Origin of the sequence: Methylobacterium terrae, from assembly GCF_003173755.1 — a bacterium.
Taxonomy (GTDB): domain Bacteria; phylum Pseudomonadota; class Alphaproteobacteria; order Rhizobiales; family Beijerinckiaceae; genus Methylobacterium; species Methylobacterium terrae.
In genome coordinates, this window is the sequence record NZ_CP029553.1 from 4,661,227 (window position 1) to 4,687,562 (window position 26,336).

Here is a 26,336-nt window from a genome sequence, read left to right on the forward strand (position 1 = left end):
AAACTTATGCGCCCTCGGGGTCGCATCCGGCGGGGCTCCGGCCATGCGCCACGCGGTGTTGCGTTCCTGCACCGGCCGGGTCCATAGCTTCCTGCGAACGGTTCTCGACAAGAACGATCTCGGGAAGGACGACCCCGCCATGGCCCAGACGCCGCGCCCCCGCATCGACGCCAGCCGCCTGCGTTCGCGCCTCTGGTTCGACAACCCGGACAACCCGGGCATGACCGCGCTCTACCTCGAGCGCTACCTGAATTTCGGCCTGACCGTCGGCGAGCTGCGCGGCGGCAAGCCCCTGATCGGCATCGCCCAGACCGGCTCCGACCTGTCGCCGTGCAACCGCCACCACCTGGAACTCGCCAAGCGCGTGCGCGAGGGCATCACGGCGGCCGGCGGCGTGGCGTTCGAGTTCCCGTGCCACCCGATCCAGGAGACCGGCAAGCGGCCGACCGCCTCGCTCGACCGCAACCTCGCCTACCTGTCGCTCGTCGAGGTGCTGTACGGCTACCCCCTCGACGGCGTCGTGCTGCTCACCGGCTGCGACAAGACCATGCCGGCCTGCCTGATGGCGGCGGCCACGGTGAACATCCCGACGATCTCGCTCAATGTCGGCCCGATGCTGAACGGCTGGAGCCGCGGCGAGCGCACCGGCTCGGGCACCGTGGTGTGGAAGGCGCGCGAGCGCCACGCCGCCGGCGACATCGACTACCAGCAATTCCTCGACATCGTGGCCTCCTCGGCGCCCTCGGACGGGCACTGCAACACGATGGGTACCGCCTCGACCATGAACGCGCTGGCGGAAGCGCTCGGCATGTCGCTGCCGGGCTCGGCGGCGATTCCCGCGCCCTACCGCGAGCGCGGCCAGGCGGCCTACGCCACCGGCCAGCGCATCGTCGACATGGTGTGGGAGGACCTGAAGCCCTCCGACATCCTGACCCGCGAGGCGTTCGAGAACGCGATCGTCGCCAACACCGCCATCGGCGGCTCGACCAACGCGCCGATCCACATCAACGCCATCGCCAAGCTGATCGGCGTGCCGCTCTCCTGCGACGACTGGGAGCGCGTCGGCTACGACATCCCGCTGCTGGTCAACATGCAGCCCGCCGGTCAGTATCTCGGCGAGGAATACTACCGCGCCGGCGGCCTGCCGGCGGTGATGTCGGAGCTGATCGAGGCCGGCAAGCTCCACGGCGAGGCGCTGACCTGCAACGGCAAGACCGTGGCGGAGAATTACACCAACGCCCACACCTGGGACCGCGATGTCATCAAGCCCTACGGCGAGCCCCTGCGCGAGCGCGCTGGCTTCCTCAACCTCAAGGGCTCGCTGTTCGATTCCGCGATCATGAAGACCAGCGTGATCAGCCGCGAGTTCTACGACCGCTACCTCGCCAACCCGGACGACCCCTACGCCTTCGAGGGCCGGGTCGTGGTGTTCGACGGGCCGGAGGATTACCACCACCGCATCGACGACCCGGCGCTCGAGATCGACGAGCACACGGTGCTGATCATGCGCGGCGCCGGGCCGATCGGCTATCCGGGCGCGGCCGAGGTCGTGAACATGCAGCCCCCGGGCGAGCTGATCCGCCGCGGCGTGCTCTCGCTGCCCTGCATCGGCGACGGGCGCCAGTCCGGCACCTCGGGCACGCCCTCGATCCTCAACGCCTCGCCGGAGGCGGCGGCCGGCGGCGGCCTCGCCCTGCTCCAGAACGGCGACCGGGTCCGGATCGACCTCAACAAGCGCACCGCCGACATCCTGCTCCCCGAGGAGGAGATCCGGCGCCGCCGCGACGACCTCGCGGCCCGGGGCGGCTACCCCTACCCGGCGAGCCAGACCCCCTGGCAGGCGATCCAGCGCGCGATGGTCGACCAGCTCTCCGAGGGCATGATCCTCAAGGGCTCCGAGGCGTTCCAGCGCATCGCGCAAGTCCACGGCGTGCCGCGGGACAACCACTGACGGGGCCTCGCCCCTGGATCGCACTGGCTGGTGCACATTCCCCTCTCCCCGCGGGCGCAGGGCTGTCCGGGGAAAGGAGGGGCGCGGGATCCCCTCTCCCGAGTGGGAGAGGGGTAGGGGTGAGGGTGACACGGTTCTGAGTCAGGCTCTGACCGTGCCGCTACCAGCACCACGCTCAGCGCATCACACGGAATCGCGTCACCCTCACCCCCGTCCCCTCTCCCACACGGGAGAGGGGAGACGCGCTTGATCTTGAAAGGGATTTTTCCCGGACAGCCCTGCCGCGGGTGGGGAGAGGGCCGCGGACCCCTCGTCGGGTCCGCGGCAAGCGGAGACGAAGCCGGAGCGAGGGTGAGGGGGTACCTCCGGAAGAGGCTTCTCCGGACGCACCCCCTCACCCTCGCGGCGAACCTGCGGGTCGCAGCTCGCTCTGCCGACGACAAGGTCGGCAGAGCCCTATCCCCGCCCGGCGGGGAGAGGAGGTTTCCCGCGCCTCATCCGGGCAGGACAGCTCGCTGCCCGGCCCGCAGGCCGACAGGAATGATTTCGTCCGCCCGGCCGATTTACAGCCGCGCTCGCGGCGTGTGAGGAAGGATCAGGACGCCCGGGAGGGGAAGCCCCGATGACCGATCTCGCCGCACGCCGCGCCGCCTTCCGGCGGCTCCACGAATCCGGCTGCTTCGTGATGCCGAACCCCTGGGACATCGGCACCGCTCGCTACCTCGCGGCGATGGGGTTCCCGGCGCTCGCGACCACCAGCTCGGGCTTCGCCTTCACCCGCGCCCTGCCGGACACCGACTGGGCGGTGCCGCTCGATGCCATGCTCGCCCACATCGCCGAGATCGTCGCCGCCACCGACCTGCCGGTGAACGCCGATTTCGAGTCCGGCTACGCCCACGACCCCGAGGGTGTCGCCCGCAACGTCGGTTCTTGCGTGGCCACCGGCGTCGCCGGCCTGTCGATCGAGGACGCCACCGGCGATCCCGCCCGGCCGCTCTACGACATCCAGGAGGGCGCCGCGCGCATCCGCGCCGCGAAGGCGGCGATCGATGCGTCCGGCGCCGACGTGGTGCTGACCGGCCGGGCCGAGTGCTACCTCACCGGACACGCCGAGCCGCTGCCCGAGGCGATCCGCCGGCTCCAGGCCTATGCCGAGGCCGGCGCCGACGTGGTCTACGCGCCGGGCCCGAAACGGCGCGAGGAGATCCGCACCCTCGTCGAGGCGCTCGCGCCGGTGCCGGTCAACATCCTGATGAGCACCAATCCGGGCCTCAAGGTCGCCGATCTGGAAGCCCTGGGCGTGCGCCGGATCAGCGTCGGCTCGTCGCTCGCCCGGGCGGCCTGGACCGGCTTCATCCGAGCGGCGCGGCGCATCCACGACGAGGGCAGCTTCGGCGGCTTCGACGGCTCGGTCAGCTTCTCCGAGATCAACGGCTTCTTCCGTAACGACCTGAAGGAGCGGGACCCCGCATGAGCCCCGACCGCGATCCCGTCACCGGCCTGCCGATCGGCCGCCCCGTCGCGCAGACCGGCCCGGCGCCCGGTCCGGACCGGATCCGCCTGAACGGGCGCCACGTCCTGATCGTGCCCCTCGACGCGAAGGTGCACGGCGCCGATCTCGCCGAGGGCGCGGTCGGGCCCGGCAAGGAGGCGCTGTGGCAGTACATGGCGGCCGGCCCGTTCGACGATCGCGAGAGCTTCCAGGCCTATCTCGCGGCCTGCGAGGCCTCCGCCGATCCGCTGTTCTACGCCATCCTCGATGAAGAGAGCCGCAAGGCGATCGGCCACGCCTCCCTGATGCGGATCGACCGCGCCAACCGGGTGATCGAGGTCGGCAACATCCTCTACACCCCTGCCTTGCAGCGCACCCCGGGCGCCACCGAGGCGATGCGGCTCCTCGCGGGATACGTCTTCGACCTCGGCTATCGCCGGTACGAGTGGAAGTGCAACGCCCTGAACGCGCCCTCCCGGAGCGCGGCCGAGCGCCTGGGCTTCTCCTCCGAGGGCTTGTTTCGCCAGGCGATGATCGTGAAGGGCCGCAACCGGGACACGGCCTGGTTCTCGATGCTCGACGGCGAGTGGCCGCAGATCGCCCAGGCCTTCGACCGCTGGCTTGACCCGTCCAACCTCGACGGCGGCCAGCGCCTTCGCCTCGGCGCGCTCACCCGGGCGGCGATCCCGGGCGCCGCCCTGCGCCGCGCGACCCGCGCCGACGCCGAGGCTTTCGACGCCCTGCAGCGGGCGGCCTACGCGCCGAACCGCCCGATCCTCGGCGTCGAGCCGGTCCCGCTCCTCACGCCCGCCGACGAGGTGCTGTCGCGCTACGAGGTCTGGCTGGCGCAGACCGACGGGGCGCCCGCCGGCGCCCTGGTGCTCGATCCGACGCCCGAACACCTGACGATCTGGAGCGTGTCGGTCGATCCGGCGCATCAGGGCACCGGCCTCGGCAACGCGCTGCTCGCGGCGGCCGAGGGCCGGGCGCGGGACCTCGACCTGTCAGAGCTACGGCTCTACACCGGGGACAAGCTCGCGCGGAACATCGACTGGTACGCGCGGCGGGGCTACGCCACCGCGCGGGTCGAGGATCTGCCGGACCGGCGCCTGGTGCACATGCACAAGCGCCTCGCCTGAGGGCGACGACTCAACCTTCGAGAGCCCCGCCGGTCGAGCGGGGGCACGGCATCACGGGAGGATACACCATGGCGGGACGGCTGACGGGCAAGCGCGCGGTCGTGACGGCGGCGGGGCAGGGGATCGGGCGCGCCATCGCGGCGGCGTTCCTGGCGGAGGGCGCCGAGGTGCTGGCGACCGACCTCGACGCGGGCAAGCTCGAGGGGCTGGCCGGCGCCAAGGCCCACTCCCTCGACGTGCGCTCGGAGACGGCGATCGCAAGCTTCGCCAAGGGGGCCGGGCCGGTCGACGTGCTGGTGAACGCGGCGGGCTTCGTCCACCACGGCACTATCCTCGATTGCACCGACGCCGAGTGGGACCTGGCCTTCGACCTCAACGTGCGCTCGATGCACCGCACCATCCGGGCCTTCCTGCCCGGCATGCTGGAGCGCGGCAACGGCTCGATCGTCAACATCGCCTCGGCGGTGGGGGCGGATGCCACCGCGCCCAACCGCTACGTCTACGGCGCCTCGAAGGCGGCGGTGGTGGGTCTCACCAAGGCGGTGGCGCGCGACTTCATCCGCAGCGGCGTGCGGGCGAACGCGATCTGCCCCGGCACCATCCAGTCGCCCTCGCTCGACGAGCGCATCGCGGCGCTCGCCGCGATGAACGAGACCTCGGTCGAGGCCGCCCGCCAGGCCTTCATCGACCGCCAGCCGATGGGCCGGCTCGGCACCCCGGAGGAGATGGCCCTGCTCGCGGTCTACCTCGCCTCCGACGAGTCGCGCTTCACCACCGGCCAGACCCACGTCGCCGACGGCGGCTTCACGCTCTGACGACGGCGAAGGAGGCAGTTCCCATGCATATCCTCATCCTCGGCGCCGCCGGCATGGTCGGCCGCAAGCTCCTCGACCGGCTGGTCAAGGACGGCAGCTTGGGCGGCGAGACGATCTCGCGCCTGACCCTGCACGACGTCGTGCCGCCGGAGGCGCCGGCCGGCACCAAGATCCCGGTCTCGCTCTCGGCCTCCGACTTCTCCGAGCCCGGCGAGGCCGAGCGCCTGGTCGCCGCCCGTCCGGACGTGATCTTCCACCTCGCCGCCATCGTGTCGGGCGAGGCCGAGGCCGATTTCGACAAGGGCTACCGCATCAACCTCGACGGTACGCGCCGCCTCTACGACGCGGTGCGGGCGATCGGCGAGGGCTACAAGCCCCGCTTCGTCTTCACCTCGTCGGTGGCGGTGTTCGGCGCGCCGATGCCGGAGCCGATCCCCGACGAGTACCTGACGGCGCCGCTCACCAGCTACGGCACCCAGAAGGCGATCGGCGAACTCCTGCTCTCCGACTACTCGCGCCGCGGCATCTTCGACGGCGTCGGCATCCGCCTGCCGACCATCTGCGTGCGGCCGGGCAAGCCCAACAAGGCGGCCTCCGGCTTCTTCTCCGGCATCATCCGCGAGCCGCTGGCCGGCCAGGACGCCGTGCTGCCGGTCTCCGACCAGGTCCGCCATTGGCACGCCTCGCCGCGCTCCGCGGTGGGCTTCCTGATCCACGCCGCGACGATCGACACCGGGCGCCTCGGCGACCGCCGCAACCTGACCATGCCGGGCGTCGGCGCGACCGTGGCCGAGCAGATCGAGGCCCTGCGCCGCGCCGCCGGCGACGCCGCCGTCGCCCGCATCCGCCGCGAGCCCGATCCCACGATCGAGCGCATCGTCGCCGGCTGGCCCCGCACCTTCGACACCCGGCGGGCCCTGGAGCTCGGCTTCAAGGCCGAGCCGGACTTCGACGCCATCGTGCGGGCGCATATCGAGGACGAGCTGGGCGGGAAGGTGCCGGCGTAAGGTCCGTCCTTGTCATCAAAACGCGGGTTTCTCCTCGCCCCGCGGGCGGGGAGAGGACTGTGCTCCCGTTCAGGGAGCGCAGTGAGCCCGCAGGGCGAGGGTGAGGGGGTGTTTCCGGAGGAGCCTCATCCGGAGATACCCCCTCACCCTCGCTCCGGCTGCGCCTTCGCTTGCCGTGCACCCTGAACAGGCGCACGGCCCTCTCCCCGCCTGCGGGGAGAGGAGAAGACCCGGCCAGCAACGCCAAAGTTGGCGCACAAAAAGAAACGGGCGGCACTCGCGTGCCGCCCGTTCTCAATTCCAGCCGGGTGAAGCTCAGCCGCGCTGGGCCACGGTCACGTAATCCCGCTTCGGGGCGCCGGTATAGAGCTGGCGCGGACGGCCGATCTTCTGGGACGGGTCCTCGATCATCTCGGCCCACTGGCTGATCCAGCCGACGGTGCGGGCGAGCGCGAACAGCACCGTGAACATCGAGGTCGGGAAGCCCATCGCCTTGAGGGTGATGCCCGAGTAGAAGTCGATGTTCGGGTAGAGCTTCTTCTCGATGAAGTACTCGTCCTTGAGGGCGATCTGCTCCAGCTCCATCGCGACGTCGAGCAGCGGATCGTCCTTGATGCCGAGCTCGCTCAAGACCTCGTGGGTGGTCTTCTGCATGATGCGGGCGCGCGGGTCGTAGTTCTTGTAGACCCGGTGACCGAAGCCCATCAGGCGGAAGGGATCGTTCTTGTCCTTGGCCTTGGCGACGTACTCGCCGACGCGCTCAGGGGTGCCGATCTCGGCCAGCATCTTCAGCGCCGCCTCGTTGGCGCCGCCATGAGCGGGACCCCACAGGCAGGCGATGCCGGCGGCGATGCAGGCGAAGGGGTTGGCGCCCGAGGAGCCGGCCAGACGCACCGTCGAGGTCGAGGCGTTCTGCTCGTGGTCGGCGTGCAGGATGAAGATCCGGTCGAGAGCCCGCGACAGCACGGGGTTCGGCTGATACTCCTCGCACGGCACCGCGAAGCACATCCGCAGGAAGTTCGAGGTGTAGTCGAGGTCGTTCTTCGGATACACGAAGGGCTGGCCGATCGTGTACTTGTACGCCATGGCCGCCAGCGTCGGCATCTTGGCGATCATGCGCATGGAGGCGACCATGCGCTGCTTCTCGTCCGTGATGTCGGTCGAGTCGTGGTAGAAGGCCGAGAGCGCGCCGACCGAGGCGACCATGACGGCCATCGGGTGGGCGTCGCGGCGGAAGCCCTGGAAGAACCGGTTCATCTGGTCATGCACCATGGTGTGGCGCGTGACGCGGTAGTCGAAATCGGCCTTCTGCGCCGCGGTCGGCAGCTCGCCGTACAGCAGCAGGTAGCAGGTCTCGAGGAAGTCGCCGTGCTCGGCCAGCTGCTCGATCGGGTAGCCCCGATACAGCAGCACGCCCTCGTCACCGTCGATGTAGGTGATCTTCGATTCGCAGGACGCCGTCGAGGTGAAGCCCGGGTCGTAGGTGAACTGGCCGGTCTGCGCGTAGAGCTTGCTGATGTCGATGACGCTCGGACCGATGGTGCCGGTCTTGGTGGGCATCTCGATCGCGCGGTCGTTCACCGTGAGGGTGCTGGTGGGGAGGCTCATGGGGTTGCGGACCCTTTCCATCAACGAGACTGAGCGTCGTCGCCTCGACCGCGGCCCCCGGGGCAGGGCGGCGAACTTTGCTGCGGGTGCTCACTCGCCGACCGGGTTAGCGGATCGACGCACCGGCATCAACCACGCCCCCCGGCTCGGGTGACAGAATTCAGTTTCTGTTCAGGGGTCGTCGGATCACCCCCGCGACACGGATTCGCGGGGGCTGCGCGGTGGGGTTGTGCCTCGGGCGGCGGCATGCCCACGCCTTGGGCAGCCGCTTCTCCCTGCCTCAGGCGGCGGCTTCTCTCTGCCTCAGGCGGCGGCCTGCACCCGCAGGCGCGCGAGGCTCTCCTCGCGGCCGAGCACCGCCATCACGTCGAAGAGCGGCGGCGAGGTCGTGCGGCCGGTCAGCGCCGCGCGCAGGGGCTGGGCCACCTGCCCGAGCTTGACCCCGGCGGTCTCGGCGAAGTGCCGCACCGCACCCTCGGTCGCGGCGGCGCTCCACTCGGTCAGCGCCTCGAGGTGGGGCAGGGCGCCGGCCAGCCGCTCGCGCCCGCCATTGCCGAGGAGGCCGGTCGCCTTCTCGTCGAGGGTGAGCGGGCTCGCATAGAGGTAGTAGGCGCTGTCGACGAGCTCGATCAGGGTCTTGGCCCGCTCCTTCAGGCCCGGCATCGCGGCGATGAATTTTTCACGGAGCGCCGGGGCGAGGGGGGCCGAGAGGCCCCAGCGCCGGCCCTGCGTCGGCAGGATCGCCTCGATCGCCTCGACCAGGGCCTCGTCCGAGGACGAGCGGATGTAGTGGCCGTTGAGGTTCTCGAGCTTGGCGAAGTCGAACCGGGCCGGCGAGCGGCCGACCTGGGCGAGGTCGAAGGCGGCGATCATCTCCTCGGTGGAGAAGATCTCCTGGTCGCCGTGGCTCCAGCCGAGGCGCACGAGGTAGTTGCGGAGCGCCGCCGGCAGGTAGCCGAGGTCGCGATAGGCGTCGACCCCGAGCGCGCCGTGGCGCTTCGAGAGCTTGGCCCCGTCCGGCCCGTGGATCAGCGGGATGTGCGACATGTTCGGCACGTCCCAGCCGAGCGCCTGATAGATCTGGGTCTGGCGCGCGCCGTTGGTCAGGTGGTCGTCGCCGCGGATGATGTGGGTCACGCCCATGTCGTGGTCGTCCACCACCACCGCCAGCATGTAGGTCGGGGTGCCGTCCGAGCGCAGCAGGACGAGGTCGTCGAGATCCTTGTTCTGCCAGACGACGCGGCCCTGCACCGCGTCCTCGACCACGGTCTCGCCGTCGGTGGGCGCGCGGAGCCGAATGACCGGCTTGACGCCGGCCGGCGCCTCGGACGGGTCGCGGTCGCGCCAGCGGCCGTCGTAGCGGATCGGCCGGCCCTCGCGCCGGGCGGCCTCGCGCATCTCGGTCAGCTCCTCGGGCGTGGCGTAGCAGTGATAGGCCCGACCCGTTGCGAGCAGCCCCTCGGCCACCTCGCGGTGCCGGGCGGCGCGGGCGAACTGGTAGACCACGTCGCCGTCCCAATCGAGGCCGAGCCAGGCGAGCCCGTCGAGGATCGCGTCGATGGCGCCTTGCGTCGAGCGCTCGCGGTCGGTGTCCTCGATGCGCAGCAGCATCCGCCCGCCGTGCCGGCGCGCGTAGAGCCAGTTGAACAACGCCGTGCGACCCCCGCCGATGTGGAGGAAGCCCGTGGGCGACGGGGCAAAGCGGGTGACGACGGAGGACATGCGCGACGAGAACCGGGTGAGAGCGAAAAAACGGTGTGGCCGGGGCCGTTAGGGCAGGGTCGCTCGAGTCGACCCGCCGGCGCCGGGTCCTGTAGCATGCGCGAGACGAGCCGTTAAGAAACCGTCTCCGGGGCCGGTCCTTCGCCGCATGCCCGGGATGCGCGCGGGATCGTCGCATCGGGACGCGGGATGGCGGGAGCGGGTGCAGGGGCCGGGGGTGTAGGGACCGGGATCGTGACGCGCGGCTGGCGCGCGCTGCCGGCGCCCGCTCTGCTGCTGCCGGCGCTCGGGGCCCGCCTTTCCGCCGGGCTCGCCGCGGAGGCCGCGCAGCGCCGGCTCTTTCCGTGGCTCGCCGTCGCCTTCGGGGCCGGGGCGCTCCTGTTCCTCACCGTGGCGGACGGCCCGCCGGTGCTGGCCGCGCCGCTCGGCACCGGCCTCGCGCTGGCGGGCGCCGCCGTCGCGCTCCGGGCCCGCGCGGTGGCGCCGGCCCTCCTGCTCGCGGCCTCCTTCGTGTTCTTCGGTTTCGCCGCTGCCGCCATCCGCACCGCGAGCGTCGCGGCCCCGGTCGTCGCCCGTACGGTGATCGCGCCGCTCCACGGCTTCGTCGAGGCGCTGGAGGAGCGCGAGGAGGGCGCGCGACTGGTGGTGCGGGTCGTGCGGCTCGGCGAGATGCCGGCCGCCGAGCGCCCGGCCCGGGTGCGGGTGTCGTACCGCCGCGCCGACGGATTGAGGCCCGGCGACTACATCGAGGCCAAGGCCCGCCTTCTCCCGCCGCCGGAACCGGCGCGGCCGGGCGGCTACGACTTCTCCCGCGACGCGTATTTCCGCGGCATCGGCGCGGTCGGTTCGCTCCTCGGCTCGGCGACGGTCAAGGCCCCGCCCGAGCCGGCGCCGCTCGCCTTGCGCCTCGCCGCCGGCCTCGACGAGGCCCGCAACGCGCTCACCCGCCGCATCGCCGAATCGAACGGCGGCCAAGGTGGTTCCGCCCAGGGCGGCATCACCCAGGCCGGCGCGGTGGCGGCGGCCCTCGTCACCGGCAAGCGCGGCCTGATCGACCAGGACACCAACGACACCCTGCGGGCGGCGGGGATCTACCACGTCGTGTCCATCTCCGGTTTGCACATGGTGCTGGCCGCCGGCGTGGTGTTCTGGCTCGCCCGGGCGCTCCTCGCCCTCGTGCCGGGCCTGGCGCTCGCCTGGCCGATCAAGAAGATGGCCGCGGTCCTGGCGATGGTCGCGGTCACGGGCTACTGCGCCTTCTCCGGCTGGGACCTCGCGGCCGAGCGCTCGCTGGTGATGACCCTGGTGATGCTCGGGGCGATCCTGGTCGACCGGCCGGCGCTCAGCCTGCGCAACCTCGCGCTCGCCGCCCTGATCTCGCTCGCCCGCGAGCCGGAGGGGCTGCTCGGCCCGAGCTTCCAGATGTCGTTCGGCGCCGTGGCGGGCCTCGTCGCCTGCGCGCGGCTGATCGACGGGCGCCTGTGGAACCCGGAGGGGGCCGGGCCGGTCACGCGGGGTCTCGCCTGGCTGCTGGCCACCGTGATCGGCACGCTCGCCACCACGCTGGTGGCGCAGATCGCCACCGCGCCCTTCGCCACCTACCACTTCCAGACCGTCCAGCCCTTCGGCCTCGTCGGCAACGCCCTGACCCTGCCGCTCGTCTCGCTCGTGGTGATGCCGGCGGCGGTGCTCGGCATCCTGGCCCACCCCTTCGCCCTCGACCGGCCGGTCTGGTGGGCGATGGGCCTGGCCGTGCGCGGCATGCTCGACATCTCGGCCTGGATCGAGAGCTTCGACCGCGCGACCGTGGTGCTGCCGGCCTTCGGCCCCGGCGCCCTGGGCCTGATGACGGTAGCCCTCCTGCTCCTGGTGCTGCCGGTGTCGGGCCTGCGCTGGCTCGGCCTCGCCCCCGGCCTCGTCGGCCTCGCTCTGGCCGCGAGCCCGGTGCGGCCCGACCTCTACGTCGACCGCGAGGGCGGGGCCGCGGCCCTGCGCGGGAGCGACGGGCGCCTCGTCGTGCTGGGCAAGCCCCCCGCCTTCGTGCTCGAGCAGTGGCTGAAGGCCGACGGCGACGGCCGCTCGCGCGACGATCCCGGGCTGACGGCCGGCGCCCGCTGCGACAGGCTCGGCTGCGTCGCCCACGGCCCCGGAGGCGTCAGCGTCGCCCTGGTGCGCGACAAGCGCGCCTTCGCGGAGGATTGCGCCCGGGCGACCGTGGTGGTCACCCGGCTCGAGGCGCCGCCGGGTTGCGCCGCGGCGCACGTCCTCGACCGGAGGTTCCTGGCGGCGCACGGGTCCACGACCCTGCGCTTCACGCCGGAGGGCGCGGTGGTCGAGACCGCCAAGCGGCCGGGAGAGGCGCGGCCGTGGCGGCCGGCGCCGGTGAAGGCGCCCGCCCCGCCGGCACCAGCCGCGCCATCGCAGATCACCCCCGGACCTGCCGCCCCTGCCGAGGCGCCCGGACCGACGGCGCCGGCCGCGCCGCCGGACGGCGAGGATGCCGAGGTCCAGGCCGACCCGTGACGCACCGGCCGCCGGTGCGGAAAGCCGGCCTCTGGCGACCGCGAAGGCAGCGTTCGTCCCTTACGGCTTGTTGCCCCCTTCGCCGCCGCCCAAGCTGCGGGCATCTCGGAACGGAAGGACCCCCACCATGCCGCCGCGCATCCCGCTCAGCCCCGGCGGACCGGGGCCGCTCGGGCTCGTCGCCCTCGCCCTCGCGATCCTGGCCGCCGGCCTCCTCCTCGAGGGACGTCCCGTCGACGCCTCGGTCGCGCCGCGGCTCACGGAGCCCGAACTCCCCGCCCGCCCGCTGCCGAGCCCGGAGACGATGCTCCGGGACATGATCGGCCGCGACTGACGGAATCCTGCCCGTGACCGACCTTCTCTCCGGCGTCGCCGGCCCGCTCGGCTGGGCGGTGATCCTCGCCACCTTCCTCGCCGCCGGCTTCGTCAAGGGCGTGATCGGCCTCGGCCTGCCGACGGTGGCGGTCGGGCTGCTCGCCACGGTGATGACGCCCGCCCAGGCGGCGGCGCTGCTGATCGTGCCCTCCTTCGTCACCAACATCTGGCAGCTCTTCGCCGGCCCGCGCTTCGGCGGCCTGCTGCGGCGGCTGTGGCCGATGATGGCGGCGGTCGCCGTGGGCACCGTGGCGAGCGCCGGGCTGATCGCCGGGGCGAAGGGACCCGGACCCGCGAGCGCCCTCGGCGTCGCGCTGGTGGCCTACGCGGCGTTCGGGCTCGCGGGCCTCGCCTTGCGGGTGCCGGCGCGGGCCGAGCCCTGGCTGTCGCCGGTCATCGGCCTCCTCACCGGCCTCGTCACCGGGGCGACCGGGGTCTTCGTCCTGCCGGCGGTACCCTACCTCCAGGCGCTCGGCCTCGACCGGGACGGGCTGATCCAGGCCCTCGGGCTGTCCTTCACGGTCTCGACCGTGGCGCTCGCCGCCGGCCTCGCCCGGGAGGGCGCGCTGCCGCTCGCCGCCGGCGCCGCCTCCCTCGCCACCCTGGTCCCGGCGCTCCTCGGCATGGCCGCCGGGCAGTGGCTGCGCGGCCGGGTCTCCGCGCCGACCTTCCGGCGCGCCTTCCTGGTCGGCCTGCTGCTGCTGGGCGCCCACCTCGCCCTGCGGCCGTGGATCTGACGGCAGGCCTTTCCTCGGTCGGGCCTACTCGTCCTCGTCGTCGAGGGGCCGCAGGATCTGAATCCGACGGCCGGTCGGGTCCTCGATCGTGGTGCGGCGCATCACCAGGAAGCCGCCGTCCTGGGCGCGCCGGATCCGGTCGGCCCGGGCGTCGACCCACAGGTCGATGTCGCGGTGCCCGCCCACGAAACGCTCGCCGACGAAACGCACGCTCGTGTCGGGCGGAACCGGGCGGGTGACCCGCACCCGCCGCGTCTCCGGCGACCGGAAGGCCGGGGCCCGGGGCGCCTCGGCGACGGTTCGGCGGCGCGGATGCCGGGTCTCCCGCGGCGTCTCCGTCACCGCGGCGGCCCTGCGGCGCGGCGCCGGGCGCTCCGCGCGCCGCTGCCGCGGGGCGGTCCGCGCGGCGACCGGGTTCGGCCGGGCGGTGGGCGCGGTCTCGGGTCCGCCTGTCGCGGCCTTGCCGGCCTCCGGTGCCTCGGCGGCCTTCGCCGGCGGATCGCTCCAGGGTCGGGCGCCAGCGGGATCCTGGGCGCGCGCCGGCGGGGCGCACAGGAGGCCGAGGAGCAGGGCGAGGCCGAGAGAGCGGCGCAGTCCGTCACGCATGATCGCACCTCCGGATCGGCAGGCGGGGCCTGCCCGGCGCCCCGGATCCGCCGCGTGGAGCGGGCCGCGCGGTCGCCGAGGCGATCGGCCACAACCTGACCGTGTCGGGGAAGGTAGCGAGGCGCGGCGGCGGCGTCCACGCGCGGAGGTTACGAATCCACGACGGCGTCCCGCGCCGGTGCGTCCCGCCTCGGCACACTGGGCCGCGTCATCGGGTCTTGCGGCTGGCCGGGAACCCGATCGCCCGTTCGTCGTTCATGCGCCTGCACGCTGCGCGCCGGTCTGTCATCACCTGCTTTCCCGGGTCGGGCCCGCTGCTTGCCACGTCGGCGCCAAGACCTCCCGGAGACCGGCAGCGATGATTCAATTCGGCACGAAAGCGTCCGCCCTGGAGCAGGCTGCAACCACGTCCGCATCATTCGAGGCCAAGTTGAGCGAGGCCAAGTTGAGCCAGGCCAAGTTGAGCCAGGCCAGGCTACGCGAGGCCAGATTGCGCCAGGCCGCCGTGATGCTGACCCTGGCTTTCGGCGTCCCGCTGGTGCTGGCGTGGTTCGGCCTCCTCGGCTGGGGCGTGGTCTGGCTCGCCCGGAGCGCGCTGTCGCTCTGAGGGCACCGGAAGACCCCCGGACCGGAGAGGCGCGGAAAGCAACCCGGGCCGGCGCGGCCCGCGGGTTGCAGGGGCGCCGGGGCGGTGCCAGGAAAAGGCGTCCGCCCATCGCCTGCCCGGAGTGCCCGCCATGCTGTCCATCGATCTCAATTCGGACCTCGGCGAGGGCTTCGGCGACTACCGCTGCGGCGACGACGCGGCGATGCTCGAGGTGGTGACCTCGGCCAACGTCGCCTGCGGCCTGCATGCGGGCGATCCCGAGATCATGGCCCGCGCCTTCGCCATCGCCCGCGAGCGCGGCGTCGCGGTCGGGGCCCATCCGGGATACCCGGACCTGTGGGGCTTCGGCCGCCGCGTGCTGCCCTTCACCCCCGGCGAGGTCGAGCGGCTCGTCGCCTACCAGATCGGCGCGGCCGCGGGGCTCGCGGCCTATGCGGGCCACCGCCTCACCTACGTCAAGGCGCACGGCGCGCTCGCCAACCTCGCGGCGGTGGAGCGCGAGGTGGCGGACGCCATCGCCCGGGCCGTCAAGGCCGTCGACCCCTCGCTGTCGCTGCTCGCCATCGCGCTCACCGCCCAGGTCGCGGCCGGCGAGGCGCAGGGGCTCGACGTGCACCAGGAGATCTTCGCCGATCGCGGCTACACCGAGGCCGGGTTCCTGATCCCCCGCGGCCAGCCCGGCGCCCTCATCACCGACGAGGCGCAAGCCGCCGACCGCGTGCTCGCCATGGTGCAGGAAGGGGCGATCATCGCGGCGAGCGGCCGGCGCCTGCCGACGCCGATCCGCTCGGTCTGCGTCCACGGCGATTCGGCCCATGCGGTGGCCACGGCGCGCGCGGTGCGCGCCCGGCTCGAAGGCGCCGGCGTGCGCCTCGCCCCGTTCCGGGCCTGACCCGCGATGGAAAGCCCCCGCCTCCTCGATGCCGGCGAGGCCGCCCTGGTGGCGGAGTTCGGCACCACCGTCGATCCGGCGATCCACGACCGGGTGCTGGCCCTCGACGACGCCCTGCGCGCCGCGCCGCCGGAGGGCCTCACCGAGACGGTGCCGACCTACCGCTCGCTGATGATCCACTACGATCCCCTGGTGCTCGACCGGGACGACCTCGCCGAACGGGTGCTGGCACTCGCCGCCCGGCCCGGCGCAGCGCGGGCCGGCGCCGCGCTCTGGACGCTGCCCTGCTGCTACGACCCGGCTTGCGCCGAGGATATCGGGGCGGTGGCGCAGGCGACGGGATTGACGGTCGAGCGCGTCGCCGCCCTCCATGCGGGGGCCGAGTACCGGGTCTACATGTACGGCTTCGCCCCGGGCTTCGCCTATCTGGGCGGGCTGCCCCGGGAACTGGCGGTCTCGCGCCGCGCCACCCCGCGCCCGCCCCACCCGGAGAACGCCCTCCTGATCGGCGGCGGGCTGGCGGCGGTCGGCACCTTCCCGATGCCGACCGGCTGGTACGTGGTCGGGCGCACGCCCGAGCGGCTCTACGCGCCGCACCGGCCCGATCCGTTCCCGGTCGCCGTCGGCGACACCCTGCGCTTCGAGGCGGTCGACGCCGCCACCTTCGCGGACCTCGAGACCCGCGCCGCCGCCGGCGAGTTCGTCGCCCATCGCCGCGAGGCCGCATGACCCCGAAGCTCAGCATGACGCCCAAAGTCAGCATCCTCTCGGCCGGTCCCGGCGTGACGCTCCAGGATGCCGGCCGCCACGGCTACCTGCGCTACGGCATCACCGCCGCCGGGCCGATGGACCCGCTCGCCCACGCCACTGCCAACCGGGCGCTCGGCAACCCGCTCGGCGCCACGGCGCTCGAAGTGTCGCTCGGCGGGGTCGAGGTGACGGCCGAGGGCGGCCCCGTCGGGATCGCCCTCGCCGGCGGCGAGTTCCGGATCAGCCTCGACGGTACGCCGATGCCGCCGGCCTGCGCGCTGACGCTCCAACCCGGCAGCCACCTCGTCGTCCGGGCGGGGCGGGCCGGGGCCTGGACGTACCTCGCGGTGGCGGGCCGCCTCGACCTCGCCCCCACCCTCGGCTCGACCGCGACCCACACCCGCTCAGGCTTCGGCGGCCTCGACGGGCGGGCCCTGCGGGCCGGCGACCGGCTGGGGATCGCGGAAGGCCGCCCCGGCCCGGCCGATCCCCACGCCCTCGTGGCGCCCTGGCTCGCGCGTCCGGCCGAGGAGATCCGGGTCGTGATGGGCCCGCAGGACGACGTCTTCGCCGAGGACCAGGTCGCCGCCTTCCTCGCCGGTCCCTGGACGGTGACCACCAAGGGCGACCGCATGGCCTGCTTCCTCGACGGCACGCCGCTCACCCACGCCAAGGGCTACAACATCGTCTCGGACGGCATCGCCATGGGGGCGATCCAGGTGCCGGGGGAGGGCTGGCCGATCGTCCTGATGGCCGACCGGCAATCCACCGGCGGCTACCCGAAGATCGCGACGGTGATAGGCCCCGATCTCGGGCGGCTCGCCCAGGCGCAGGGCGGCACCCGCCTGCGCTTCCGGGCGGTCGACCGCGCCGAGGCGGTGGCGGCCCGGCGGAGCGAGGCGCAGGCGCTCGCCGGCCCGGTGGCGATGGAGCCCCTGATCCGCACCGATTTCAGCGCCGAGTTCCTGCTCGGGCGCAACCTGATCGGCGGCGTGGTGGACGGGGCGGGGGCTCACGCGCCGTAGATCGGACGCCGCCGGCAGAGCGCCGGCACCTCCTCGCGCACCGCCAGCCCGGCCCGATCGTGGGGGCGGCGGGAGCGCCGCTGCGGCGGATCGTGCCGGAGGGCGGGGAGGGGGCGCGGCTGGCGCCGGTGGTTGAGCGGGCGGGAGGAGCCGTCATCCAACTCGTCCCGAGCGGCCGGACGGTCGCCGGGGCGAGGGTCAATCGCGGCCGACCCCGCCTTCGGCGTCCTACATGACCTTCTCGAACCGGAACCCCTCGTTCCCCCCGGGCAGGTCGTCCGGACCGGGCCCGTGCGGGTCCGGATGCTGCGGGCCGAAGAACTCGACGATCTTGAAGCCGCACTTGTTCACGTAGAAATGGATGTTGCGCTTCTCGAAGTACGGCGTGTGCGTCTCCCAGATGCGCGTCTCCGGGTACATCCGCTCGATCGCGCGCCAGGCCGCGTGCCCCAGTCCACGACCGTGCTCCGCGGGCGAGACGAAGAAGAGATCGAGCGCGCTGCGCTGCGTGGCGGCGTCGATCCGCACGACGGCGCCGCCGACCGGCCGGCCGCCGCGGAGGACGCGCAGCGCGACGGCGCCCGGTGCGGCGATCGAGGCGTCGAGGCCGTCGTCGGACGGGATCGGGCCGCCGCCCGGCAGGGATCCGAACTGCGCGATGACGGCCACCGCGAAGGCCTCCTGCAGCTCTCGCTTGAACGCCGCGAGATCGTCGGTGCGAGCCGGCGCGAGGGTGATCGGGTCGTTCGTCATCCCCCGCGTCTAGACCAGGGCGGCATCGGCTGCCAGGACGCGGGCCCCCCGACGGGATTCGCCGGCGCGGCTCACGCCGCCGGGGTGCCTTCCGCGCGCCCCGCCACCTCCGGCAGGGGCGCCTCCACGGTCGCCACCACGCCACGCGGCCGGTACTCGACCTCCGCGGTGCCGCCGAGCTCGGCCGCCAGCACCCGCTCGATCATCCGCGAGCCGAAGCCGCGGCGGGTCGGCTCCGCCACCGGCGGGCCGCCGATCTCCTCCCAGCGCAGCCACAGGCGGCCGGGGCTCGCGCCGTCGACCACGTCCCAGTTGAGGATCACCCGCCCTTGCGCGTTCGAGAGCGCGCCGTACTTGACGGCGTTCGTCGCCAGCTCGTGCAGAGCCATCACGAAGGCCAGCGCCAGCCGCGGCGGCAGGCGGACCGGAGGCCCCCCGGTCTTGAACCGCGCACCCGTGGCGGTGCGGAACGGGCGCAGGGATTCCTCGACGATCTCCGCGAGCGTCGCACCCTCCCAGCTCTCGCGGGTGAGGACGTCGTGGGCGGAGGCGAGCGATTGCAGGCGCGCGTTGAAGGCGGTGCGCGCCTCCGCCAGCGAGGTCGCGTGGGCCAGGGTCTGGTTGGCGATCGACTGGACGGTCGCCAGCGAATTCTTCACACGGTGGTTCAGCTCCTCGGCGAGCAGCGCCCGGTGCTCGTCGCCGCGCTTGCGCTCGGTCACGTCGAGGGTCACGCCGGCCATGCTCAGCGGCGCCCCGTCGGCGTCGTAGAACGGCTGGCCGCGGAACTGCACCCACCGCACCTCGCCCGCGGGCGTGCGGATGCGGTACTCGATGTCGTAGTCGCTCCGGCTCGCGACCGAGGCCGCGATCGCGGCCTGCACCCGGTCGCGGTCCTCCGGCAGAATCGCGGCGACGAGGTCGTCGTAGGAGAACGGCTCGCCGGGATCCCGTCCGAGGGTGCGCTTGCAGCTGTCGGAGGCGACCAGCCGCTTGTCGTCGAGGTCGAGGGTCCAGGAGCCGAGGCGCGACGCCTTGAGGATGAAGTGCAGGCGCTCCTCGCTGCGGCGCAGGGCGTGCGAGCGCCGCTCGATCTCGCGCTCCAGCGCGTCGCGGTCGCGCTGGATCCGCACCAGCCGCTCGCGCTCCAGCGTCACGTCGAACTGCGAGGCGAAGAAGTAGGTCAGCTGCCCGTCGTCGTCGAAGACCGGCGAGACGAGCAGGCGGTTCCAGAACGGCTCGCCGTCCTTCTTGTAGTTGCGCAGGTCGATCTCGACCGAGACCCGGCGCTCGATCGCGTCGCGGATCTTCGCGACGTCGTCGCGGCTCGTCTCGGGCCCCTGCAGGAAGCGGCAGTTCCGGCCCAGGATCTCGTCCCGGGCGTAGCCGGTGAGCCGCGAGAAGGCGTCGTTGACGAAGACGATCGGGTTGTCGTCCCGGTGCGGGTCGGTGACGAGCATCGGCATCCGCGTCGCCCGCACGGCCGCCGCGAACGGGTCCGAGCTGGTCCCGGTCCGGGTCAGCTCGGCGGCGATGCGGTTCTCCTCGCGGCGGTCGCTCACCCTCTCATCGCCTCCTGGCCGGATCCGGATCCGGATCAACAAATGTTGCGTGCCGTGTCGCGACGCAAGGTCAACGCCGCGGCGTCGCTCGGCGCACCCGGAAGAAGGCGTTTGATGCGGGATCGTTCCGACGGCCTGCGATAAAATCGACCACAATGTACCGTGCCGTCGACCGCCGTCCGCGGGTCACGGGGACCGCGATCGATCCTAGAACACCGCCCGGTCGGGTTGCAACCGGCCGTGCTCCCGGTCTCCGGTTTCGCCGCATTTTCGTCGACGAGCCGATATCCCCTTGATCGGGTCGCGCTCTAGGGGTGCGCCTCCGGAAATCCGTGGCGGAGGTGCAGGACCCGCAGGATCGCGTCCTTGCCGTCGATGAAGCGCACCGCGCCGTGGCGGCCGGTGGCGAGGGAATCCGGCGCGTCCGGGGCGAGCACCAGGAGCGGCAGCGACTGGTGGGCCTCGCCGACGCGCTCGACGAGGGCCTGCCGCGGGCGCGGCCAGGGCAGGCGGCTCACCTCGAGGCGCGCGGCGAGGCTCGGGAAGCCTGCGAGCACGCCTTCCAGCAGGGCGCAGTGCCAGCAGTAGAAGCGCCGGCCCGGAAAGGCCGGATCGGCGAAATCCGGCGCCAGCAGGTAGAGGTGGTCGCGCACGGTGTCCTCGCGGCTTGCTCAGACGTCTCGGCCCAGACGTCTTGGCTCAGACGTCCTGGCGCGGCAGCATCCGGTCGAGGAGGGCGTCGCGGCGCGCGATCAGGTGCCAGGCGGTGGCGGCGACGTGGAGCGCCACCAGGGCGTAGACCGCGTATTGCCCGGCGAGGTGGATCTGGTCGGCGAGGTCCTGCACCGCCTTGTTCTTCTCCATGAAAGGCGGGATCGGGAACAGGAAGAAGTACTGCGTGGTATTGCCGGCGGCGGCCGACATCACGAAGCCGCTGATCGGCATCAGCAGGAAGACGAGGTAGAGCAGCCAGTGGTTGATGCGGCCGAGCACGGCGAGGCCGCGGGGCACGTAGACCTCCGGCGGGGCCGGGTGCCAGGCCCGCCACAGGATGCGGAGGGCGACGATGGCGAGGATCGTGATGCCGACCGACTTGTGCAGCTGGAAGTAGAAGCCCTTGGCCGGGCTCGCCGGCAGGCTGACGGCGATCCAGGCCAGCGGCAGAACCGCCAGCACGAGGATCGCGGTGATCCAGTGCAGGGCCTGCGCGACCGGATTGTAGCGGGGCTGCTCGACGCGGGCGATCGTCGCCGGGGCGCGGGTGGACAGGTCGAGCATCCGGGATGGTCCTCTTGCGGCAGGCGGCCGTCACGGGCGGGCGGCGATCGCTCCCGCAGGCTAGACCGCGCGCGACGCGCGGTCACCCTGGAACCTCTCGAAACACCGTGGAGGGACGCGGCGTCAGATCGCCGCCGCCGGGTCGCCCCCGAGCGGATTGCCGTCGTCCTCGTTGCGCGTGTCCTCGCGGGCGTCGTCGCGCCGGCGACGGCGGCGGCCGCGCTCGGTCAGCGACTGGGCGAGCGCCCGGAACGGTGCGGTCAGGCGGCGCACGTCCTCGGCGCGCTCCATGAAGCGCTCGCCATTGCGGATCTCGCGGTCGAGCGCGGCCATCGTGCGGGCGAGCGCCGGGTCGTCGTCCTCGAGCCACACCTCCATCACCCGCGCGAAGGCGATCACCACGCCTTGGAGCTTGACGCGGCCGAGCGGCCCCTCGGTGCTGATGCCGGCCGAGGCCAGCATGAAGCGCTGCGAGTTGAGCGCGACCTGGTTGAGGGCGGCGAGCGACAGGGGATCGCCGCGCAGCGCGAAGGCGATGCGGCGCAGGGCCGGCTTGTAGGGGTCCATCGCGTCGAGGCGGCGCATCAGCACGTCGAACAGCCGCTCGCGGGTCGGCTCCTCGTCGAGGTCGTCGCTGGCGCCCTCGAGCACCTGCTTGTCGATCATGCGGGCGAAGCCGCCGAGCACCGCGCCCTTCGACGGGTAGGCGTCGCGGAACTCGGCCAGGCTCACGCCGGCCTCCTGGGCGATGTCGGCGATCTCGATGTCGTTCCAGGGCTGCTCGGCGGACAGACGCATCAGCGCCTCGACGATCGCCTCCCGCGGCGGCAGGCGGGCGGCCCCGGGCGCATCGCCGGCGCCAGCGTGCTCGCCGGACGTCTTCTCGTCGGACGTCTTGGGATTGCGGACCATGGGGGCGCTCCGATACCTCAGGCTTCAGTCGCGGGCCGGGATCGAGGCCGATCCCGCCGTTGCTGCCTCATCTAGGTATCGCCCCGCCCGCCGGGCAGGGGTCGGCAGTGACGCGACCGCCCGCGCGCGCTCAGCCCGCCAGTTCCCCGGCCCGGCGCTTGGCCGCCGCCACGGCGTCCCGCATCAGGGGCCCCAAGCCGTCCTCGGCCATCAGCACCCCGAGGGCCGCGGCGGTGGTGCCGCCCGGCGAGGTGACGTTCTGGCGCAGGCTTCCCGGCTCCTCGGGGCTCTGCCCGAGCAGCTCGCCCGCCCCCGCCACCGTCTGGCGCGCGAGGCGCGCGGCGACGTCGGGGGGGAGCCCGGCGGCGACGCCCGCCGCGGCCAGGGTCTCGGCGAGCAGGAAGACGTAGGCCGGGCCGGATCCCGAGACCGCCGTCACGGCGTCGATCAGGTCCTCGCTCTCGAGCCACTCGACGTGGCCGTTGCTGGCGAGCAGGGCGTGCGCCGTGCGGCGCTGCTCCTCGCTCGTCTCCGGCGAGGCGGCGGCGCCGGTGGCGCCGCGGCGGATGCTCGCGGGCAGGTTCGGCATCGCCCGCACCACCGCGCGGGCCCGCGGCAGGCGGTCCTTCAGGTTGGCGACGGTCTTGCCGGCCAGCACCGAGACCACGACGGTGCCGGGCCCGGCGAGCGGCGCCAGGCCTTCGGCCGCCGCCTCCAGCCCCTGCGGCTTGATCGCCAGCACCAGGGCCTCGGGCTCGGCGGGCGCCGCCGGATTGAGGCTGACGCCGTGCGCCCGGCACAGCTCCACCATGGCGGCGGAGGGGTTGGGATCGATCACGGCGACGCGAGCGCCCGGCAGCCCGTCGGCGAGCCAGCCCTCGAGCATCGCCCCGCCCATCTTGCCGGCACCGACCAGGATCAGCGAGGCCGGGAGGGTCGCGCTTCCGCTCACGCCTCGCCCTCGGTCTCGAACAGCACGGCGTCGAGCGCCTCGCGGGCGGTCTTGCCGGCCCAGATCACGAACTGGAACGCCTGGAAGTAGCGCTCGCAGGCCTCGACCGCGGTCTTCAGCATCGTCTCGCACTGGCCGTGCGTCGGCTCGGCGCCGCCGGTGAGCAGCAGCGCGTGGCGGAACATCACGACGTGCTCGCTGTTCCAGAGGTCGAAATGGCCGACCCAGAGCTGCTCGTTGACGAGGGACACGAGCCGCAGCACCTCGTTGCGCCGACGGTCCGGCACCTTCAGGTCGAAGGCGGAGGCGACGTGCAGCGCCTCCACGTCCTCGATCCACGTGAAGGCGACGTGGTACTCGGCCCAGCGGCCGGCGACCGCCACCGACATCTCGTCGGTCTCGGCGCGATCGAAGATCCAGTCCCGGAGGGAGGCGAGGCGCTCGACGACATCGAGCGGGTGCTCGGCGCGGGTCAGGTCGTCGATGTTGAGCTGGGTCATGGCGATCCAAGTTTGGCTCGTCAGAGCGGGAAACAGCTGCGTCAGCGGACGCGGCGGCGTGTCGTCTTCAAGGCAGATCGCGACCCGAGCACGGTGAGGGCGTGCAGGCGATAAGCTTAAGCGTCGACTTGTTGTCCCCCGGAGCGGCGGCGAATCAGTGCGTGACCCACTATAGCCCGGGCGAGTCCAGGGACTCAAAGCGGAAAGCCGGGGCGCCGGCGGCACGCCGCCGGCTATCCACCGAAGCTTCCTGTGCACAAGCGTCGCGTCGCGCGGGGCCGCCCGTCAGGCCGTCGCGGTGCCGCCCGTCGCAGCGCCGCCCGTCGTGGAGCCCTTGGCCTTGGCGGGCTTCGCCTCGGGAGCGGGTGCCGCCTCCAGCGCCGCGACGCGGGCGGTCAGCGCGTCGTTCTGGGCGCGCAGGGAGGCGACGAGGTCGCGCAGCACCTCCACCTCCTCGCGGGTGGCCACGTCCATGTCCCGCAGCATGCGCTCGATCTGGGCCTTGACCATGGTCTCGGCCTCGCGGCGCACGCCCTGGGCCGCGCCGGCGGCGTCGGTCATCAGGCGGGCGAAGTCGTCGAACAGGCGGTTCTGCTGCATGGGTGTCCTCCGGGCTGGTTCCTGCGCACGGTCTCTAGTGCATTTCTCGGCCCGGTGGGCCCCGGTGTCACGGTTTTCCCGGACCGCCGGCCTCGTGCCGGCTTCGCATCCCCGAAAAATGCGGCACCATCGTGGGGATGGACCCTCCCGGGCGTCCCGCCCGCGGCGGTCCATCCCTGCGGGGTTGCGCGACGATGTCGCGCCGCCCGTCAGCAACACACGGATGCACTTTGGTGGCTTCAAGCAAAACCCCGTCTGCGGCATAAGGCGAACCGTGAGCACGACACCGCACATCCTGATCGTCGAGGACGATCGCGAGATCAGCACGCTGGTCGCCCGCTACCTCCGCGGCAACGATTGCCGGGTCTCGATCGCCGGCGACGGCCGCGAGATGGACCGGCTCCTGGCCGATTCCCGGGTCGACCTGATCGTCCTCGACCTGATGCTTCCGGGCGAGGACGGGCTGTCGATCTGCCGGCGCCTGCGCGCCGCCTCCGGCATGCCGATCCTGATGCTCACGGCCAAGAGCGAGGAGATCGACCGGATCGTCGGGCTCGAGATCGGGGCCGACGACTACCTGGCGAAGCCCTTCAACCCGCGCGAGCTCCTCGCCCGCATCCGGGCGATCCTGCGCCGCGGCTCCGCCGCGCAGGGGCGCGACGACGAGGGCGTGCGCCGCCACGCCTTCGCGGGCTTCGTGCTGGATGCGGGCCTGCGCCAGCTCGTCAACCCGGAGGGCGCGCAGGTGGCGCTCACCGGCGCCGAGTTCGACCTCCTGCACGCGATGTGCCTGCGCCCGGGCCGGGTGCTCTCCCGCGACCAGCTCCTCGACCTGACGCAGGGCCGCGCCCCCGGGCCGTTCGAGCGCAGCATCGACGTGCTGGTGAGCCGCATCCGCCAGAAGATCGAGCGCGACCCGCGCAACCCCGAGATGATCAAGACCATCCGCTCCGGCGGCTACCTGTTCACCCCGGAGGTGGTCTCGACATGACCGGGCGGGGGCTCCTGCCGGGACGCATCGCCGGGCAGCTCGCCCTCCTGGTCGTCGCCGCGATCGTGGTCACCCACGTGGTCGTCACGGTCGCCTTCGTGCTGCTGCGCCCGGAGCTGCGCCGCTCCGACGAGCGCCCGAGCGCGCTCGCCAACCGCCTCGTCACCGTCGTCCACATGGTGGCGGCGGCTCCCGCCGGGGACCGGGCCGACGTGGTCGAGGCGGCGCGCCACAGCGCCTCGGCCCTCCATCTCACCCTGCTGCCCTCCGACGCCCCGAACGCTCCCGCTCCCTCGAGCGCCGAGGTGCCGGAGATCACCGGCCTGCGGGCGGCGCTGGGCGCCGGCTACGGCGTCTCGGCCGAGCACACGCCGACGGGCGCCCTGCACCTGCGCATCGCCGGGCCGGCCGGCCTGCAGCTCGCCGCCGACCTGCCGCCCCTGCCGCTGCCGCACCCGCCGCTCACCTCCGCGGTCCTGATCACCCTGGTCTTCCTCGCGCTCTCGCTCACCCTCCTGTCGATCTGGGCGACCCGCGCCCTCACCGCGCCGCTCGCGCGGCTCGCCGAGGCGGCGGAGGCCTTCGGCACCGCCACCGAGGCCCGGCCGCTGCCGGAGCGCGGCCCCGAGGAGGTGCTGGCGGTGTCGCGCGCCCTCGGCCGGATGCGCGACCGGGTCCTGCGCCTCCTCGACGACCGCACCCACATGCTGGCGGCGATCAGCCACGACCTGCGCACCCCGATCACCCGCCTGCGCCTGCGGGCGGAGTTCCTCGACGACGAGGCCCTGCGCCGGCAGTTCCTGCGCGACCTCGACCAGATGAACGCCCTCGTCGAGGCGGCCCTGTCCTTCGTGCGCGACGGCCAGTCCCGCGAGGGGCAGCCCCGGGGAGATCTCGGCCTCGTCGACCTCGCCTCGGTGGTGCAGACGGTCTGCGACGGCTTCGCCGATATCGGCGAGCCGGTGCGGGCCGAGGAAGTGAGGGACGAGGACCTGCGGCCGGCCCTGGTGCGCGGTTCCTCGGGCGAGCTGCAGCGGGCCTTCACCAACCTGATCGACAACGCCGTGAAGTATGCCGGGGGCGCCACCGTGCGCCTCGTCGAGGCGGGGCCGGGCCGCGTCGCGGTCGAGATCCTGGACGACGGCCCGGGCATCCCGGAGGCGGAGCGCGCCCGGATGCTCCAGCCCTTCGTGCGCGGCGACAGCGCCCGCACCCTCAACGAGGCCGGCGGCTTCGGCCTCGGCCTGTCGATCGCGAGCGCCATCGCCCAGTCCCACGGCGGTGCGTTCACCCTCGAGAACCGGGAGCCCAAGGGCCTGCGCGTCCGCCTGGAACTGCCGCGCGCCGCCGGCGCGATGCCGCGCCAGCCGGCGGTGCAGGCCGCGTGAGGCTCGGGCCCCGAAACATCCGGCGAAGATGTAAGCGGCTTTTGCCGCATGGTGCGGCGCAACGGCCGGAAACCCGATCGCCGGCGCGCGGCAAGAACTCTTAAGCAACGGCGGCCGCAGGCTGGGTCTCGCCGGGGATGACGGAACGTCC

Annotated in this window: 25 protein-coding genes; 14 read left to right on the forward strand and 11 right to left on the reverse strand. The window is 73.0% G+C overall.

Annotated elements, in window-relative coordinates; all coding sequences use genetic code 11:
* The first annotated feature begins 139 nt into the window (after positions 1-139).
* The 5 genes from DK419_RS21640 (at position 140) to denD (ending at position 6,404) form a co-directional block, all read left to right on the forward strand.
* Positions 140-1,951 carry an IlvD/Edd family dehydratase gene (locus DK419_RS21640; RefSeq protein WP_109960924.1) on the forward strand — a complete coding sequence of 604 codons (1,812 nt, stop codon included), beginning with the start codon at positions 140-142 and terminating at the stop codon, positions 1,949-1,951.
* A gap of 622 nt (positions 1,952-2,573) precedes the next feature.
* Positions 2,574-3,425 carry an isocitrate lyase/PEP mutase family protein gene (locus DK419_RS21645; protein WP_109960925.1) on the forward strand — a complete coding sequence of 284 codons (852 nt, stop codon included), beginning with the start codon at positions 2,574-2,576 and terminating at the stop codon, positions 3,423-3,425.
* Positions 3,422-4,582 carry a GNAT family N-acetyltransferase gene (locus tag DK419_RS21650; protein WP_109960926.1) on the forward strand — a complete coding sequence of 387 codons (1,161 nt, stop codon included), beginning with the start codon at positions 3,422-3,424 and terminating at the stop codon, positions 4,580-4,582. The genes DK419_RS21645 and DK419_RS21650 overlap by 4 nt, the downstream gene beginning before the upstream one ends.
* Before the next feature lie 68 nt (positions 4,583-4,650).
* A complete protein-coding gene (locus DK419_RS21655) occupies positions 4,651-5,397 on the forward strand; it encodes an SDR family oxidoreductase (protein WP_109960927.1) in 747 nt (248 codons plus the stop codon).
* Positions 5,398-5,420: 23 nt separating this feature from the next.
* Positions 5,421-6,404: a D-erythronate dehydrogenase gene (gene denD / locus DK419_RS21660; RefSeq protein WP_109960928.1), complete on the forward strand. Its 984-nt coding sequence runs from the start codon at positions 5,421-5,423 to the stop codon at positions 6,402-6,404.
* Between the two features lie 315 nt (positions 6,405-6,719).
* Here denD and gltA read toward each other — a convergent pair whose 3' ends face one another.
* On the reverse strand, positions 6,720-8,012 hold the full coding sequence (gene gltA / locus DK419_RS21665; protein ID WP_109960929.1) for a citrate synthase: 1,293 nt from the start codon (positions 8,010-8,012) through the stop codon (positions 6,720-6,722).
* 303 nt (positions 8,013-8,315) lie between these two features.
* Positions 8,316-9,734, reverse strand: coding sequence for a glutamate--tRNA ligase (gltX, locus tag DK419_RS21670; protein ID WP_109960930.1), 1,419 nt, complete (start codon positions 9,732-9,734; stop codon positions 8,316-8,318).
* A gap of 189 nt (positions 9,735-9,923) precedes the next feature.
* On the opposite strand from gltX, the gene DK419_RS21675 reads away from it, so the two are divergent.
* The 3 genes from DK419_RS21675 (at position 9,924) to DK419_RS21685 (ending at position 13,369) form a co-directional block, all read left to right on the forward strand.
* Complete coding sequence (locus DK419_RS21675; protein ID WP_109960931.1) at positions 9,924-12,257, forward strand: ComEC/Rec2 family competence protein; 2,334 nt, start codon at positions 9,924-9,926, stop codon at positions 12,255-12,257.
* Between the two features lie 127 nt (positions 12,258-12,384).
* Positions 12,385-12,591 (forward strand): hypothetical protein, encoded by a 207-nt coding sequence (locus DK419_RS21680; protein WP_109960932.1) that lies wholly within the window; start codon positions 12,385-12,387, stop codon positions 12,589-12,591.
* 13 nt (positions 12,592-12,604) lie between these two features.
* Positions 12,605-13,369 carry a sulfite exporter TauE/SafE family protein gene (locus tag DK419_RS21685; RefSeq protein WP_109960933.1) on the forward strand — a complete coding sequence of 255 codons (765 nt, stop codon included), beginning with the start codon at positions 12,605-12,607 and terminating at the stop codon, positions 13,367-13,369.
* Positions 13,370-13,393: 24 nt separating this feature from the next.
* Here DK419_RS21685 and DK419_RS21690 read toward each other — a convergent pair whose 3' ends face one another.
* On the reverse strand, positions 13,394-13,975 hold the full coding sequence (locus DK419_RS21690) for a hypothetical protein (protein ID WP_109960934.1): 582 nt from the start codon (positions 13,973-13,975) through the stop codon (positions 13,394-13,396).
* 430 nt (positions 13,976-14,405) lie between these two features.
* Here DK419_RS21690 and DK419_RS21695 point away from each other — a divergent pair, with 430 nt between their 5' ends.
* The 4 genes from DK419_RS21695 (at position 14,406) to DK419_RS21710 (ending at position 17,249) form a co-directional block, all read left to right on the forward strand.
* A complete protein-coding gene (locus tag DK419_RS21695; protein ID WP_208642230.1) occupies positions 14,406-14,582 on the forward strand; it encodes a pentapeptide repeat-containing protein in 177 nt (58 codons plus the stop codon).
* A gap of 130 nt (positions 14,583-14,712) precedes the next feature.
* The gene (locus DK419_RS21700) at positions 14,713-15,474 is read left to right on the forward strand and encodes a 5-oxoprolinase subunit PxpA (RefSeq protein ID WP_109960936.1); all 762 of its coding nucleotides are present in this window, start codon (positions 14,713-14,715) and stop codon (positions 15,472-15,474) included.
* A 6-nt stretch (positions 15,475-15,480) separates the two neighbouring features.
* Positions 15,481-16,203, forward strand: a complete 723-nt coding sequence (locus DK419_RS21705) for a 5-oxoprolinase subunit B family protein (protein WP_109960937.1) — start codon at positions 15,481-15,483, stop codon at positions 16,201-16,203.
* Positions 16,200-17,249, forward strand: a complete 1,050-nt coding sequence (locus DK419_RS21710) for a 5-oxoprolinase subunit C family protein (protein ID WP_425352603.1) — start codon at positions 16,200-16,202, stop codon at positions 17,247-17,249. The genes DK419_RS21705 and DK419_RS21710 overlap by 4 nt, the downstream gene beginning before the upstream one ends.
* A 228-nt stretch (positions 17,250-17,477) precedes the next feature.
* On the opposite strand, the gene DK419_RS21715 is transcribed toward DK419_RS21710, so the two are convergent.
* The 8 genes from DK419_RS21715 to DK419_RS21750 form a co-directional block, all read right to left on the reverse strand.
* A complete protein-coding gene (locus DK419_RS21715; protein WP_342587199.1) occupies positions 17,478-17,918 on the reverse strand; it encodes a GNAT family N-acetyltransferase in 441 nt (146 codons plus the stop codon).
* 155 nt (positions 17,919-18,073) lie between these two features.
* Entirely contained in the window at positions 18,074-19,564 is a 1,491-nt protein-coding gene (locus tag DK419_RS21720) for a PAS domain-containing protein (RefSeq protein WP_109960939.1), read from the reverse strand.
* Positions 19,565-19,872: 308 nt separating this feature from the next.
* The gene (locus DK419_RS21725) at positions 19,873-20,217 is read right to left on the reverse strand and encodes a DUF3088 domain-containing protein (protein ID WP_109960940.1); all 345 of its coding nucleotides are present in this window, start codon (positions 20,215-20,217) and stop codon (positions 19,873-19,875) included.
* A 46-nt stretch (positions 20,218-20,263) separates the two neighbouring features.
* Positions 20,264-20,842 (reverse strand): cytochrome b, encoded by a 579-nt coding sequence (locus DK419_RS21730; protein WP_109960941.1) that lies wholly within the window; start codon positions 20,840-20,842, stop codon positions 20,264-20,266.
* Positions 20,843-20,965: 123 nt separating this feature from the next.
* Positions 20,966-21,754 (reverse strand): TetR/AcrR family transcriptional regulator, encoded by a 789-nt coding sequence (locus tag DK419_RS21735; RefSeq protein WP_208642231.1) that lies wholly within the window; start codon positions 21,752-21,754, stop codon positions 20,966-20,968.
* Between the two features lie 130 nt (positions 21,755-21,884).
* Positions 21,885-22,652, reverse strand: coding sequence for a pyrroline-5-carboxylate reductase (gene proC / locus DK419_RS21740; protein ID WP_245443045.1), 768 nt, complete (start codon positions 22,650-22,652; stop codon positions 21,885-21,887).
* A gap of 50 nt (positions 22,653-22,702) precedes the next feature.
* Positions 22,703-23,206: a type III secretion system chaperone family protein gene (locus DK419_RS21745; protein WP_109960943.1), complete on the reverse strand. Its 504-nt coding sequence runs from the start codon at positions 23,204-23,206 to the stop codon at positions 22,703-22,705.
* A 285-nt stretch (positions 23,207-23,491) separates the two neighbouring features.
* Positions 23,492-23,806: an accessory factor UbiK family protein gene (locus DK419_RS21750; protein ID WP_109960944.1), complete on the reverse strand. Its 315-nt coding sequence runs from the start codon at positions 23,804-23,806 to the stop codon at positions 23,492-23,494.
* Between the two features lie 223 nt (positions 23,807-24,029).
* Between DK419_RS21750 and DK419_RS21755 the strand changes: the two genes are divergently transcribed.
* Both DK419_RS21755 and DK419_RS21760 read left to right on the forward strand, forming a co-directional pair.
* Positions 24,030-24,797, forward strand: coding sequence for a response regulator (locus tag DK419_RS21755; RefSeq protein WP_109960945.1), 768 nt, complete (start codon positions 24,030-24,032; stop codon positions 24,795-24,797).
* On the forward strand, positions 24,794-26,185 hold the full coding sequence (locus DK419_RS21760) for a sensor histidine kinase (protein ID WP_109960946.1): 1,392 nt from the start codon (positions 24,794-24,796) through the stop codon (positions 26,183-26,185). The genes DK419_RS21755 and DK419_RS21760 overlap by 4 nt, the downstream gene beginning before the upstream one ends.
* Positions 26,186-26,336: the final 151 nt, after the last annotated feature.